The sequence below is a fragment of the Pseudomonas sp. BN607 genome (assembly GCF_029871175.1).
GTDB lineage: Bacteria > Pseudomonadota > Gammaproteobacteria > Pseudomonadales > Pseudomonadaceae > Aquipseudomonas.
This window is the reverse complement of record NZ_SSOE01000061.1, coordinates 48,079-62,060: the sequence shown is the minus strand read 5'-3', so window position 1 is coordinate 62,060 and position 13,982 is coordinate 48,079. Positions and strand designations below refer to the sequence as shown.

Annotated in this window: 12 protein-coding genes; 4 read left to right on the top strand and 8 right to left on the bottom strand. The window is 65.4% G+C overall.

The genetic code is table 11. The annotated features are described in order from the left end of the window. Nucleotides 1-2: 2 nt before the first annotated feature. The 4 genes from E8E68_RS18280 to E8E68_RS18265 all read right to left on the bottom strand — a co-directional run bounded on the left by E8E68_RS18280 (nt 3) and on the right by E8E68_RS18265 (nt 5,550). Nucleotides 3-1,244 carry a thiolase family protein gene (locus E8E68_RS18280; protein WP_280343513.1) on the bottom strand — a complete coding sequence of 414 codons (1,242 nt, stop codon included), beginning with the start codon at nt 1,242-1,244 and terminating at the stop codon, nt 3-5. Continuing rightward, a complete protein-coding gene (locus E8E68_RS18275; RefSeq protein WP_280343510.1) occupies nt 1,241-3,124 on the bottom strand; it encodes a feruloyl-CoA synthase in 1,884 nt (627 codons plus the stop codon). Before E8E68_RS18275 ends, E8E68_RS18280 begins: the two co-directional genes overlap by 4 nt. Nucleotides 3,125-3,198: 74 nt before the next feature. Beyond that, entirely contained in the window at nt 3,199-4,647 is a 1,449-nt protein-coding gene (locus tag E8E68_RS18270) for an aldehyde dehydrogenase (RefSeq protein WP_280343507.1), read from the bottom strand. A 72-nt stretch (nt 4,648-4,719) separates the two neighbouring features. Then, entirely contained in the window at nt 4,720-5,550 is an 831-nt protein-coding gene (locus E8E68_RS18265) for a p-hydroxycinnamoyl CoA hydratase/lyase (protein WP_280343504.1), read from the bottom strand. Between the two features lie 201 nt (nt 5,551-5,751). On the opposite strand from E8E68_RS18265, the gene E8E68_RS18260 reads away from it, so the two are divergent. Both E8E68_RS18260 and E8E68_RS18255 read left to right on the top strand, forming a co-directional pair. After that, nucleotides 5,752-6,222 carry a MarR family transcriptional regulator gene (locus tag E8E68_RS18260; protein WP_280343501.1) on the top strand — a complete coding sequence of 157 codons (471 nt, stop codon included), beginning with the start codon at nt 5,752-5,754 and terminating at the stop codon, nt 6,220-6,222. A gap of 49 nt (nt 6,223-6,271) precedes the next feature. Beyond that, complete coding sequence (locus E8E68_RS18255) at nt 6,272-7,042, top strand: SDR family NAD(P)-dependent oxidoreductase (RefSeq protein ID WP_266030048.1); 771 nt, start codon at nt 6,272-6,274, stop codon at nt 7,040-7,042. Between the two features lie 70 nt (nt 7,043-7,112). Here the strand turns inward: E8E68_RS18255 and E8E68_RS18250 are convergent, their stop codons facing one another. The 4 genes from E8E68_RS18250 to E8E68_RS18235 form a co-directional block, all read right to left on the bottom strand. Continuing rightward, nucleotides 7,113-7,277 carry a hypothetical protein gene (locus E8E68_RS18250; protein ID WP_266030047.1) on the bottom strand — a complete coding sequence of 55 codons (165 nt, stop codon included), beginning with the start codon at nt 7,275-7,277 and terminating at the stop codon, nt 7,113-7,115. Nucleotides 7,278-7,460: 183 nt separating this feature from the next. After that, complete coding sequence (locus E8E68_RS18245) at nt 7,461-8,516, bottom strand: lipocalin-like domain-containing protein (RefSeq protein WP_280343495.1); 1,056 nt, start codon at nt 8,514-8,516, stop codon at nt 7,461-7,463. Continuing rightward, nucleotides 8,506-10,968 (bottom strand): ABC transporter permease, encoded by a 2,463-nt coding sequence (locus E8E68_RS18240; RefSeq protein ID WP_280343492.1) that lies wholly within the window; start codon nt 10,966-10,968, stop codon nt 8,506-8,508. Before E8E68_RS18240 ends, E8E68_RS18245 begins: the two co-directional genes overlap by 11 nt. After that, the gene (locus E8E68_RS18235) at nt 10,968-11,633 is read right to left on the bottom strand and encodes an ABC transporter ATP-binding protein (RefSeq protein ID WP_280343489.1); all 666 of its coding nucleotides are present in this window, start codon (nt 11,631-11,633) and stop codon (nt 10,968-10,970) included. Before E8E68_RS18235 ends, E8E68_RS18240 begins: the two co-directional genes overlap by 1 nt. A 316-nt stretch (nt 11,634-11,949) precedes the next feature. Here E8E68_RS18235 and E8E68_RS18230 point away from each other — a divergent pair, with 316 nt between their 5' ends. Further along, nucleotides 11,950-13,017 (top strand): aromatic ring-hydroxylating dioxygenase subunit alpha, encoded by a 1,068-nt coding sequence (locus E8E68_RS18230; protein ID WP_266030042.1) that lies wholly within the window; start codon nt 11,950-11,952, stop codon nt 13,015-13,017. 12 nt (nt 13,018-13,029) lie between these two features. Further along, on the top strand, nt 13,030-13,980 hold the full coding sequence (locus E8E68_RS18225) for a PDR/VanB family oxidoreductase (RefSeq protein WP_266030040.1): 951 nt from the start codon (nt 13,030-13,032) through the stop codon (nt 13,978-13,980). Nucleotides 13,981-13,982: the final 2 nt, after the last annotated feature.

The window sequence follows — 13,982 nt, the reverse complement described above, 5'->3', positions numbered from 1 at the left end:
ATTCAAGCGCTGAAACAGGGGTTTTCGATCAGCAGCGCCATGCCTTGGCCGCCGCCGATGCAGGCGGCAGCGATGCCATGACGCAGGTTGCCCTGGCGCAGCTGCCGGGCCAGGGTATGCACCAGGCGCAGGCCCGTGGCAGCCAGCGGATGACCGAGGGCGATCGCGCCACCGTGAACGTTCAGCTTTGCCACATCGAGCCGCAGCGCCTGGGCCACGGCCAGTATCTGCGCCGACTGCGCCTCATTGATTTCGAAGCGGCCGATCTGGTCCAGGCGCAGGCCGCTGCGTTGCAACAGCAACTCGATAGCCGGAGCGGGGCCAATGCCCATGGTCCGCGGCGGCACGCCAACCGCGGTGGCCATCAGCAAGCGTGCCAGCGGTGGCCGGGTACAGCGGGAGTAACGTGCCACCACTGCCGCCGCCGCACCATCCACCACCGCACAGCTGTTGCCGGCGGTTTGCACGCCGCCTTCATGCACGGGACGCAGCCGGGCCAGTGCCGCCGCGTCGGTGGGCCGTGGATGGCTGTCGCGGCTGACTTCGCTCACGCCACGCGGTAACCCGATTGCGCGGGGCAGCAAGCCTTCGGCGTCGAAGGCCTCATCGCTGACGCTGACGATTTCCTCATCGAACCAACCGGCGTGCTGCGCCTGCAAGGCGCGCTGGTGACTGCGCAGGGCCCAGGCATCCACGGCCTCGCGCTGCAAGCCATGCTCACGGGCCAGGTTGTCGGCGGTGGCGATCATGTCCACACCCGCAGCCGGGTCGTACAGCGCCTCCCAGAGAAAGTCCTTGAACCCGACCGGTGCGCCAAGGCGAAAGCCGCCCCGATGCTCATAAGCGGCAATCGGGTTGCGCGACATCGACTCGGCGCCCACGCACAACACCTGCTCCACACCACTGCGCAGCTGTTCGCCAGCCTGGCGCAACAGTTCCAGCCCGGTGCCACAGATGCGCTGTACCGCCAGTGCCGGAACCGCCTGCGGCACACCGCAGTACAACCCGACATGGCGCGGCAGGAAGTAGGCATCGAAACTGGCCTGGGCCATGCTGCCGCACAGCACGCTGTCCACCGTCTGCGGATCGATACCGGCCCGCGCCAGCACAGCGCGCCCAGCCTTGATCCCGAGGTCGACAGGTGAAACAGCCGCCAGCGCGCCACCCAGGCCGACCCAAGGGGTGCGCACCATCTCGACGATGGCCGCGTCATCGAACGCAGTGCACAGCCCGCCGCGGCTCATGGCTGTGCCTGCGCGTGGAGCTGGCCAGGGGCTTGCCCCCGGTACAGCGCGTCCACCAGCGCAGCCCGCCGCTGCAGCACCGCACGCTGGTTGATCGAACCCTTGTCGGTGATTTCCCCGGCATCGATCGAGGGTGGTTCTTCAAGCAATGCCAGCCATTCGACGCGGCTGGCGTTGCCCTGGGCTTCACGGTTCAACCGCACCAGCCAGGCGGCGAACCAGTCGCGCACGGCCTCATTGCCCAGCACCTCGGCGTCGCTGGCAGTGGCCGGCAGCCCGGCCAGCTGGCGGCATTCGGGCAAACGCGGGAACACCAGGATACCCAGGCACTCGCGGTCGGGCGCGGCCACCACGATGTCCTGCACACAAGGCGAGCCTTCCAGTACCGCGCGGTTGCGCAGCGGGCCGACACTGACGAACACCCCCGACGACAGCTTGAAGTCTTCGGCGATACGGCCATCGAACATCAGGCCCTGCTCTGGCTGTTCCTGATCGGCCAGCTTCAGTGCGTCACCCGAGCAGTAGAAACCCTCCTCGTCGAAGGCGTCGGCGGTTTGCTGCGGGGAGCGCCAGTAGCCCGGCATGATATGCGGGCCGCGGAAGCGCGCCTCGAGCTTGCCGGCCTGGGGTACCAGTTTCACTTCGCAGCCCGGCGCCGGCAGCCCCACGTAGCCGGCCATGGACAGCGGCCCGGTGGTGAAAGTGCAGGACGGCGCCGCTTCGGTCATGCCCAGGCCGGCCATCATGCGGATACGCTCGCCGCAGTGCTGTTCGGCGATGCGGTCGAGGCGGTCCCACACGCTTTGCGACAGGCCGGCTGCCGCAAAGAAGAACAGCTTGATGCGGGCGAAGAACACTTCGCGCAACTGCTCATCCTGCTCCAACGCCTTGGCCAGTTCTTCCCACCCTTTGGGTACGGTGAGGTAGGCCGTGGGCGATATCTCACGCAGGTTGCGCAAGGTTTCGCCAAAGCCCTGCGGGGTGGGTTTGCCAGCATCCAGGTAGAAGCTGCCGCCGTTGTACAGCACGATGCCCAGGTTATGGCTGCCGCCGAACGTGTGGTTCCAGGGTAGCCAGTCCACCAGCACGGGCGGTTCTTCGGCAAACACCGGGAAGGTTTGCAGCAGCATCTGCTGGTTGGCGCAAAGCATGCGCTGGGTAGTGATCACCGCCTTGGGCAACTTGGTGGAGCCTGAGGTGAAGAGGAACTTGGCGATGGTGTCCGGCCCGGTCGCGGCAAACGCGGCATCGGCCGCCGCCAGGTCGCACGGCTGCAGCAGGCTGGCGAAGGTTACATGGGTACGGCCAGGCGCCTGGCCGTGAACGCTTACCACGGGCACCGACTCATCCAGTACCGCAGCGAAGGCGCGCAGGAACGGCTGGGTGTCGCTGGCAAACACCAGCCCGGGGGTCAGCACCTCGCAAACATGCCGCAGCTTGGCGAAGTCCTGCGACAGCAACGCGTAGGCTGGCGACACCGGGCAGTACGGGATGCCGGCGTACATGGCGCCCAAGGCCAGCTGCAGGTGCTCGATGTCGTTACCGGAAAACAGCGCCAACGGCCGCTCGGCGCCAAGGCCAAAGTCCAGCAGGTTGGCGGCGATGGTGCGGACCTGCCCGAGCATTTGGGCATAGCTGACTTCGCGCCAGCGCCCATCGGGCTCACGCGCCGCGATGAACGTGGTGTCGGGACGCACGTGCGCCCAGTGCAGCAGGCGGTCGAGCAGGCGCGTCGGCAGGGGTGCCAAGGGTTCGACCGGCTGCATGCGCAGGATGCCATCGGCCTGGCTGACCTGCACCTGGGGGTGGCCGATCGATACCGGGCGATAGCGCGGGCATTGGCCCGGGCCGGAGGACCGTGGGCGGGCTTCGGTATTCACGCAGGTTGCTCCTTGTTCTTGTTGTACATCCTGCCGCCGCGCAGCGATGCCGGCGGCGGCGTGTCGCGTGTCGCTCAGATGGGGTAATGCCGCGGGCCATGCTGCAGGGTGACCCAGCGCAACTGGGTGAACTGGTCGATCGCGGTCCGGCTGCCAAAGCTGCCGTAGCCGCTCGACTTGACCCCGCCGAAAGGCATCTGCGCCTCGTCGTGTACGGTCGGCCCATTGATGTGGCAGATGCCCGACTCCACCCGCTGGGCCAGCGCCAGGGCACGGCTGGTGTCGCGGCTGAAGATGGCCGAAGACAAGCCGAACTCCGAATCGTTGGCCAGCTGCAACAAGGCTTCGTCACCTTCCGCCCGCAACACCACCGCCACCGGGCCAAAGGACTCTTCGCGGTAAAGGCGCATGCTGCTGTCAACGTGATCGAGCAAGGTCGGCTGCAGGATGCTGCCCTCCAGCTGGCCGCCGCACACCAGGCGAGCGCCCTTGGCCACGGCATCGTCAATCAGCCCCTTGATACGTTCCCCGGCCGCACCGCTGACCAGCGAGCCGAGCACCGAGCTACTGGCCTGCGGGTCACCGGCGCGCAGGCCGGCCACCTTCCGTGCCAGCTTGTCGACGAAGGCATCGGCAATGCGCTCATCGACCACCAGACGCTCGGTGGACATGCAGATCTGCCCCTGGTTGAAGTAGGCGCCAAAAGCCGCCGCTTCGACAGCGGCGTCCAGGTCGGCGTCGTCAAGGACCAGCAGCGGCGCCTTGCCGCCCAGCTCCAGCAATGCCGGTTTCAAGTGCCGCGCCGCCAGCTCACCGACAATGCGCCCGACATGGGTGGAACCGGTGAAGTTGATGCGCCGCACTGCCGGGTTGGCGATCAGCCGCTCGACAATGGCCGGGGCGTCTTCCGGGGCATTGCTGATGACGTTGACCACGCCGTCGCCCAGGCCGGCATCGTGCAGCACCTGGCCGATCAGCCGGTGCACCGCCGGGCTGAGTTCCGATGCCTTGAGCACCACGGTGTTGCCACACGCCAGTGGCATGGCGATGGCGCGGGTGGCGAGGATGACCGGGGCGTTCCACGGTGCGATACCCAGCACCACGCCGCACGGCGCGCGCAGGGCCATGGCGAAGCTGCCAGGCACATCCGATGGGATCACCTCACCGGTGATCTGCGTGGTCATGGCCGCCGCCTCACGCAGCATGTTGGCGGCCAGCTTCACATTGAAGCCGTACCAGTTGGCCATCGCCCCGGTCTCGCCCGCCGCCGCCATGAACTCGCCGGCCCGCGCCTGCAACAGGTCGGCGCCCGCCAGCAAGCGGCTGCGCCGCTCGCCCGGTGCCAGCGCCGCCCAGGCAGGGAACGCGGCACTGGCGGCAGCAACCGCCGCATCGGCATCGGCCAGCGTGGCAGCGGCGGCCTGCGAAACACGCTCACCCGTGACCGGATTGCACCGTTCAAAGGTTCGTCCATCACTGGCGGGGCACGAGCGCCCGCCTATCAGCAAAGGCACCTGCAACATGGTCATTCCTTTTTTTGTCGTTGTAGGGAATATCCGCAGGCTGCAGCCAGTAACGGCGCAGCCTGGCCAAACTCAGCGCTTGTAGGTCTGCAGCCCCGGCTTGATGCTCTTGTCATCGAGGAACTGCTTCATGCCTTGCTCGCGCCCGCCTTCGGTATCCAGCAGGCGCGACTGGTCGAGCTTGGCGTACAGGTAGTCTTCGTTCTGCTCCCAGGTCAGTTCACGGCAACGCTTGAAACCGTTCTTGGCGGCGCGCAGCACCACCGGGTTCTTTTCCAGCAGGTTCAGGGCCAGCTCGCGGGTGGTGTCACGCAGCTGCGCCAACGGCACGCTCTGGTTCACCAGGCCCATCTCGGCTGCCTTGGGGCCGCCAAAGGTCTTGCCGGTCATGATGTAGTACAGCGACTGGCGATGGCCAACGGTATCGGCCATGGCCTTGCTGACCAGGTTGCCCGGCGGGATGCCCCAGTTGATTTCCGACAGACCGAAGGTGGCCTCATCGGCGCAGATGGCCAGGTCGCAGGCCACCAGCGGGCTGAAGCCACCGCCGAAGCACCAGCCGTTGACCATGGCGATGGTCGGCTTGGCGTACATGCGCAGCAGCTTCCATTGCCATTGCGAGGCTTCGCGGCGGATCTTTTCCTGGAGGATCTCCGGGCCGGCGTCCACCTCGCGGAAGTACTCCTTCAGGTCCATGCCCGCGGTCCACGACTCACCGGCGCCGGTCAGCACCAGTACGCCGGCTTCGGCGTCCTGCTCGAGGGTTTCCAGCACGTCGACCATTTCCCGGTTCAGGGTAGGGCTCATGGCGTTGCGCTTTTCAGGGCGGTTAAGGGTAACCCAGGCGATGCCCGACTCCAGCTCAACCTTCACGGTTGCCCAGCGGCCTTCGTATTTGCTCATGGTTTTGCACTCTTGTTGTTCGAGGTGATGCTCATCAAACTAAGCCAGCAAATTAGTTATGTCAATTAACCATTATGAAAATTATCTTTACTTTATCGAACGGCTTGACAGGCATTTTCCAGCGCCCGCCCCTAGCCGGATGGCGCCAAGGCAGGCAAACTGGGTAACTTTCTTATCAGTGAACGAGGAGCATGCACCCCCATGGCAAGGTCTGCCCGCACTAGCGAAACAGCCACCACCCCCGCCACTGCCGCGGACGGTGTGCTTGAAGACTTGCTCGGTTACGCCCTGCGCCGTGCCCAGTTGAAGCTGTTCCAGAACCTCATAGGCCGCCTTGCGGCGCACGACCTGCGGCCGGCACAGTTCTCGGCACTGGCGGTGATCGAGCAAAACCCGGGATTGATGCAAGCAGACCTGGCCCGCTCGCTGGCGATCGAGCCTCCGCAGGTGGTGCCGCTGCTGAACAAGCTGGAGGAACGCGCCCTGGCTGTCCGTGTGCGGTGCAAGCCGGACAAGCGCTCTTATGGGATATTTCTCAGCAAGGCCGGGGAAGCCTTGCTGAAGGAGCTGAAGCAAATTGCCAGCGACAGCGACCGCGAGGCGACAGCGGCGCTGGATGATGAGGAACGCGGGCAGTTGTTGCGGTTGTTGACGAAGATCTATCAGGAGTGAAGTGCCAACCCGCATTGCAACCAAGCCGCCAACACTGAGGAGCCAGCGCATGAGCCTGATCCCCAACCTTGCAGACAAGGCCGATGTATTGATTTGCGGTGCCAGCCAGGGCATTGGCCTGGCGCTGTGCAGCGCACTGCTGGCCCGGCGTGATGTTCGCCAGGTGTGGGCGGTATCACGCCACGCCAGCACCAATGAGGCACTGCTGGCGCTGGCCAGGGCACATGGCGAACGCATGCGATTGACGGACTGCGATGCCCGCGATGAAACAGCGCTCGCAGGCCTGGCGCGTGAGGTGGGCCTTGCCTGCGAGCACCTGCACCTGGTCATCAGCACCTTGGGCATACTGCATCAGGAAGGTGCCAAAGCCGAAAAGTCGTTGGCCCAGCTGGACCTGGCGGGGTTGCAGGCCGGTTTCGCCACCAATACGTTCGCGCCGATCCTGCTGCTCAAGCATTTGCTGCCCCTGTTGCGCAAACAGCCCGCCACATTCGCCGCACTGTCGGCCAGGGTCGGTTCGATCAGCGACAATCGCCTGGGGGGCTGGTACAGCTATCGTGCGAGCAAGGCGGCGCTGAACCAGTTGCTGCACACGGCGAGCATCGAACTGAAACGCCTCAACCCTGACGCTACTGTACTGGCGCTGCATCCGGGCACCACCGACACCGCGCTGTCGCGCCCCTTTCAGGGCAACGTACCGGAGGGGAAACTGTTTGACCCGGCGTTTGCCGCGCAGTGCGTGATAGAACAGGTAGCACGGCTAGGGCCGGCGGAGAGTGGCAGTTTCTGGGGGTGGGATGGCAAGCGGATAACGTGGTGAAGGTCAGAACCCTCGGCCGGGCGCGCTGTTGCCACCCAGCCGAGGCAGTGCGTTCCATCGCGGGGGCAGCTTAGCGCGGGCCGCCGCCCTGGTGGCCGCCAAAGCCACCGCCACCACCACCGTGGCCGCCACCGTGACCACCGCCACCTCCCGGCGGCATGAACATCCAGCAACCCGACAAGGCGGATACCAGCGCCGCAACCAGGGCTGCGCGGAAAAGGTGTTTCGACTTCATTGGAACGCTCCACAAGGCTAGATCTGCTGCCCGCCGTTGACCGGTGCGGCAGCGGGCGGATTCTAGAGGTGCGGGATGATGGCACGGGGAAACTTTGCATATCTTTACAGTCACCGCGGCGACCGGGCGACGGGCCGGGCCCCCGGAGCCACCAGACGGGCGTCCTGATCAGAACACCGGGTGCTAGTAACCGGTCATCTCCAGATACCCGCGCCCACCCGAACTCCCGCTCAAGCGCACCGGCCCCTCCCAATACGGGAACCGTGTCTGCATCCACGCCTGCGGCTCCACGGCCTCGGCCTGCACATCCACCCCATGCCCCGGCACCTGCACCCGCCAGCGCACCGGTACGCGCTTACCGTTGCCCTGCCTTGCCCAGGCCAGCGCCTGCAGCTGGATCTGTGCGCCGTGCAACGCAACCACCTCACCCAGCGGCCCAACCCAGGTCCCGGCGCGATAGGCCTGCCCCTGCGCCTCACGCACCTGAAACAGCATCAGCTTGGCGCCACTGTCCAAGTGCAGCGAGAACCAGTCCCAGCCTGTCTGACCGGCTGCCAACGGTTGGCTGCTCCATTCCCGGTCCAGCCAGGCCTGGCCGCTGACCGCGATACACTGGCTGCCGCGCTGAACATCACCCTGTACCTGATAGAAAGGCTGGCTGTAATAGTACGAAGCCTGCCCCTTGCCAGACTTCTCGCTGTAGCCCTGCGCCCCATGCAGCACCAGCGGCCACTCGCTGTGGAGGTGGAGGCGGTAGCGGAAACCCTCACCATCCGCGGTCATTTGCAGGTTGTCGACAGTGTCCGCGCCCTGCAGCGACCAGCCATTGATCCACGCCCGAAAGGGCTCGGCCTGCACGCCGGCCTGGCCGATACCGCCACGCGCCAGGGTTTCAGCCGATTGATGGCCGCCCGGGCCAGTCAACGCCGCGTGCCCCATCCACAGGTTCGGGCTGTTCCAGTCGCCGGTTTCCGGACCGGGGCGCAAGGCTGAGCGAAACAGCGTCCACTGCGCGCCCCAGTCACGCCCTTGGGCGTCCTTGAGGTTGGCAGTGATGTACCACCACTCGATGCGGAAGCCATCGTGGGCGCCGTGGTCGCGAGGGAATACCAGGCGATGCTCGCGGCTCACCTGGCTGAACCCGCTCGCCTGCTGCCCAAGCCCCGCATAGCTCTGCGGTGCCGGCTGATCACACCCGCACAGTATCCCGCAGAGCAACAGCCAGGCATTAGGTTTCATCGGCAAACGGCCTCAACAGTTCGCGCGGCTGGCGACGCGCCAACTGCCACAGCGGCCAGGCACTGGCCAGCAGGCTGGTGAGCAGGCCCAGCAGGGCCAATTGCAGCAATTGCGAGGGGAACACGTAGAGCGGCAAGCGCCAGCCAAACGCCTGCACGTTCACCACCGCGACCAGGCACCAGGCCAGCAGCAGCCCCAACGGGATCGCCAGCAGCACGGTGAGGCCACTGAGCATGAGTGCCTGGCCCAGGCTCAGCCAGACCAGCCGTGCGCGCCGCACGCCCAATGCCCACAGCGGCGCCAGCTGGCTCAGCCGGGCCTGGCCAAGGGTCAGCAGGTTGATGAACAGCGCCACACCGGCGACGCCCAGGGTCAGGCTGTTGAGCGCGGCAGTGGCGGCAAACGTACGGTTGAACACATCGGTCGACCAGCGTTTCAGCCGTGCCTGCTCGACCACGCGGCTGTCGTCCAGGTTGAAGCGCCGTTGCAACTCGGCCTTGATGGCTTGCCCATCGTCAGTAAGCAGGTCCACGCTCAACCCTGCCAGGGTTGCGTCTGGCCAATGCTCACGCAGCCAGCGGGCATTGACCAGCACATGCCCTTTGGGGTTGCCGTAGTCGGCGTAGATACCCACGACAGTCAGGGCTGGCGAATGCGGTGCTGGCAACGCAAGGCTGTCGCCCAGTCGCAGTTTCAATCGCCTGGCCAGTTGCTCACTGAGCATCACCGCCTGCCCGCTGGCCAGTAGTGCCCAGGCGCGAGGCTGTTGTTCCAGCAACGGCCAGCGGGTTCGATAGACCGGGTTATCGACGATGCCCTGGGCCTGCACCGGCCAGCCTTGCAGCTGTAAATCGCCACGCCAGCCAGGCAGCACCACGCTGACCGCAGGTTGCTGCCCAAGCCACTCGGCCATCTGCAAACCCTGGTCAGTATCGCGTGGGGTCAGGTACAGGTCGGCGGACAGGCGCTGGTCAAGCCAGCCAACAAAGGTTTTGCGAAAACCCTCGGTCATGCTGCCCACGCCAACGCTGGCGGCCAATGCCAGCAACAAGGCCATCAGCGCCAGGCTCAGGGCGGGTAGCTGCTGACGGCTGTCGGCGACGAACCATTGCGCCAATGGCCGACGGCAAAGGCGCGCCAGCCCGGCCAGTACCCGGTCGAGCAACGCTGGCAACAACAGCGCCGCCGCCAACAACAGCGCAGCCAGCATGGCGAAGGCGTTTGGCAGGCTGTCGCCGAGCACGCCACAGCCCAAGGCCAGCAACAGCAACAGGCCCGCAGCTGATGCCTGACGTTTCAGCCATGGCCCCTGCGCCGCTCGCCAGGCCTGAGGCTGTGCCAGCGCCAGTAACGGTAAACGGGCCGCACGCAATACGCTGCCTACCCCTGCCAGCAATGCCCCCGTCACGCTCACCAGCAACCCCGCCAGCCACCACCCCACGGGCAGGCTCAAGGTGCCCGCGACCTGCGCGCCGTACAGGCCGCGCAAGCTGGCGGACACATCGGGCAGCAACCAGGCCGCCAAGCCGTAGCCACTGGCCACCCCGGCCAATCCGCCCAGCACGGCGAACAGCCCAAGCTCCAGCGCCAAGGCACACAGCAGGGTGTTCAAGCTGACACCGCAGGCGCGCAGGTTGCGAATCAGCCCCCGCCGCTGCTCCAGCGCCAGGCCGATCGCGGCATGGGTGATGAACAGGCCGACGACGAACGCCAACAGGCCAAGGGCAGTCAGGTTGAGGTGAAAGCTGTCGGTCAGGCGCTGCAAACCGCCGTCGTCTTGCCGGGGTTGCAGTTCAAGGTAAGGCGCGATATCGACAGGCAACGGCCCAGCGTTGCCTGCCAATAAAAGACGCGACAACTGCCGAGGTGCCTGCAGCAACGCCTGCGCGTGGCCGATATCGACCACGATCACTCCGGGCGCCAGTTCAGGTTGCAGGATCAACGGTGGCAGCGAGTGCCCTTCGCGGTCGCGTGCCACCTGCCCAGCGTTCATGTTCAACTGCCGCAAGGTGTCTGGCCCAACCCAGGCTTGCCCGGGCATGCCGATGAACGCCTGCAGGTCGAATGCCTGTGGCTGCACGCCGGCAACGCTGCTGGCCGGTGGCAGGCTCAACGGCTCGATGCCGATCAATTGCACACTGCGAGTGGGCTCACCAGGCAGGCGCAACCGCCCTTCCAGCACCGGCGTCACCGCCCAGCCCTGACTGCGCAGTTGCACGTACAGCGCCTGGTCAAAGCGCTCGCCATGACGCGGCAGCAATTGCGCCTGCAGCGGCCCTGCCAGCACCGCGCTGGCCTGAGCGTAGTTGCTGCGTGCCTGGCTGTTCAGTGCCTGCACACCGCTCCACAGCGCCGTGGCCAACCACAGGCCGGTAAAAATGCTGAAGCACTGCACACGATGCCGCCGCCAGTGGCTGAGCAGCGCCAACACCGCCAGCGACAACAGCCTCATCAGCCCTTCCCGGCTTGCACACGGCCGGCGCGCAGGTAGCAACGCTGCTGCAAGCGCGCCGCCAGCCGAGGGCTGTGAGTCACCATCAGCACACCGCTGCCGGCTTCGGCGACCAGTTGCAGCAGCAGGCTCAACACTTCATCACTGCTGGCTTCATCGAGGCTGCCGGTGGGTTCGTCGGCCAGTAACCAGGCCGGGCGCCCGGCCAATGCCCGGCCGATGGCGACACGTTGCTGCTGGCCACCTGACAGTTGCTCCGGGTAATGCGCTAGCAGCTGCGCCAGGCCCAGGCGTTGGGCCAGATAAGCGACCCAGGCGGGGTCGTGCCGGTTGGCCAGCCTGGCCTGAAATGCCAGGTTGCTCCCCACGTCCAGGCTGCTGATCAGGTTGTACTGCTGAAACACCAGGCCAATGCCCTGCCGCCGCCACTGTGCCAGCGACGCCTCCGAGCGGCTGTCGAGGGCAACCCCATCGACCATGATGCGGCCGCTGTCGGCACGGTCCAGCCCCGCTATCAGGTGCAGCAGGGTGCTTTTGCCACTGCCCGACTCGCCCATCAGGGCCAGGCTGCTGCCGCGTGGCAAGCACAGGTCGACACCTTGCAACACCGGCAGCGGGCCTAGGGGGGTGGGGAAGGATTTGTGGAGGTTTTCGATGGCCAGCATCAAGGGGCCTTGGTGGGTTGGGGATCCCTTAAGCAATAGCAGGTCAGGGCAAGCACACCTGAACGTTTATCTGATTTTGCTCATGCGCACATGATCGCCCAGGGCGCTGGCGTTCTGCGGACTGTCGTTGCCGGGCACGCAGCGAAGTGGAAGGCACAGCCGAAGCGCTACGGGGTGGATTTCACGACAATGGATCCATGGCGAGTTCGATAATCGCACAAAGCTCACAAAACATGGACAAATGATGTTGACCTTGTCTTTTCACCATGGCTCTAATGGATCCATTAAATAAAAACAAAACCCGGAGAGCCTCCCCATGTACCCCAAAAATACCTGGTACGTCGCCTGCACCCCCGACGAGATCGCCACCAAGCCTCTGGGCCGGCAGATCTGCGGCGAAAAGATCGTGTTCTTCCGCAGCCACGATAATCGCGTAGCGGCCGTGGAGGACTTTTGCCCACACCGTGGCGCGCCGTTGTCGCTGGGCTATGTCGAAGACGGCAACCTGGTCTGTGGCTACCACGGTCTGGTCATGGGTTGCGATGGCAAGACGGTGTCGATGCCGGGCCAGCGGGTACGGGGCTTTCCTTGCAACAAGACCTTCGCTGCGGTCGAGCGCTATGGCTTCATCTGGGTGTGGCCCGGCGACGCGGCGCAGGCCGACCCGGCGTTGATCCCACACCTGGAATGGGCGGTGAATGATGAGTGGGCCTACGGCGGCGGGCTGTTCCACATCGGTTGCGATTATCGCCTGATGATCGACAACCTGATGGACCTGACCCACGAAACCTATGTGCACGCGTCCAGCATTGGCCAGAAGGAAATCGACGAAGCACCGCCAGTCACCACCGTTACCGGCGACGAAGTGGTTACCGCCCGGTACATGGAGAACATCATGGCCCCGCCGTTCTGGCGCATGGCGTTGCGTGGCAACGGTCTGGCCGATGATGTGCCGGTGGACCGCTGGCAGATATGCCGCTTCACCCCACCCAGCCATGTGCTGATCGAAGTGGGCGTGGCGCATGCCGGCAAGGGTGGCTACCACGCCGACGCGCAGCACAAGGCGTCGAGCATCGTGGTCGACTTCATCACCCCGGAAAGCGACACCTCGATCTGGTACTTCTGGGGCATGGCGCGCAATTTTGCAGCACACGACCAGACCCTCACCGACAACATCCGCGAGGGCCAGGGCAAGATTTTCAGCGAAGACCTGGAGATGCTCGAACGCCAGCAACAGAACCTGCTGGCCAACCCCGAGCGCAACCTGCTGAAGCTGAACATCGACGCCGGCGGCGTGCAATCGCGCAAGGTGCTGGAGCGGATCATCGCCAAAGAGCGCGCACCGCAGCCGCAACTGATCGCCACCAGCGCCACCCCTGCCTGAGGAACTGCCAACATGATCGATGCCGTAGTGGTATCCCGAAACGATGAAGCGCAGGGCATCTGCAGTTTCGAGCTGGCGGCAGCGGACGGCAGCCAGCTACCGGCGTTCAGCGCTGGCGCACACATCGACGTGCACCTGCCCGACGGGTTGGTGCGCCAGTATTCGCTGTGCAACCCCCCTGAAGAACGCCACCGCTACCTGATTGGCGTACTCAACGACCCGGCGTCGCGTGGCGGCTCACGCAGCCTGCACGAGCGGGTGCAGGCCGGCGCGCGGCTGCGGATCAGTGCGCCGCGCAACCTGTTCCCGCTGGCCGAGGCCGCGCGGCGCAGCGTGCTGTTTGCCGGGGGCATCGGCATTACCCCGATCCTGTGCATGGCTGAACAGCTGAGCCACGGCGGCCTTGACTTCGAGCTGCATTACTGCGCCCGCTCCAGCGAGCGTGCGGCGTTTGTCGAGCGGATGCGCAGCGCGCCGTTTGCCGATCGGCTGTTCGTGCATTTTGACGAGCAGCCGGAAACCGCGCTGGACATCGCCCAGGTACTGGGCAGCCCGCACGGTGATGTGCACCTGTATGTATGCGGGCCAGCCGGGTTCATGCAGCATGTGCTGGGCAGCGCCAAGGAGCTGGGTTGGCAAGAGGCCAACCTGCACCGCGAGCACTTTGCTGCGGCGCCAGTGGATGCACGCAACGACGGTAGCTTCTCGGTGCAGGTCAGCAGTACCGGGCAGGTATTCGAGGTGGGGGCCGACCAGACCGTGGTTCAGGTGCTGGAACAGAACGGTATCGAGATCGCCATGTCGTGCGAGCAAGGTATATGCGGCACCTGCCTGACCGGCGTGTTGCAGGGTACACCAGACCATCGCGACCTGTTCCTGACCGAGCAGGAGCAGGCCTTGAACGATCAGTTCACGCCCTGCTGCTCCCGGTCGAAGACGCCGTTGCTGGTGCTGGATATCTGAGC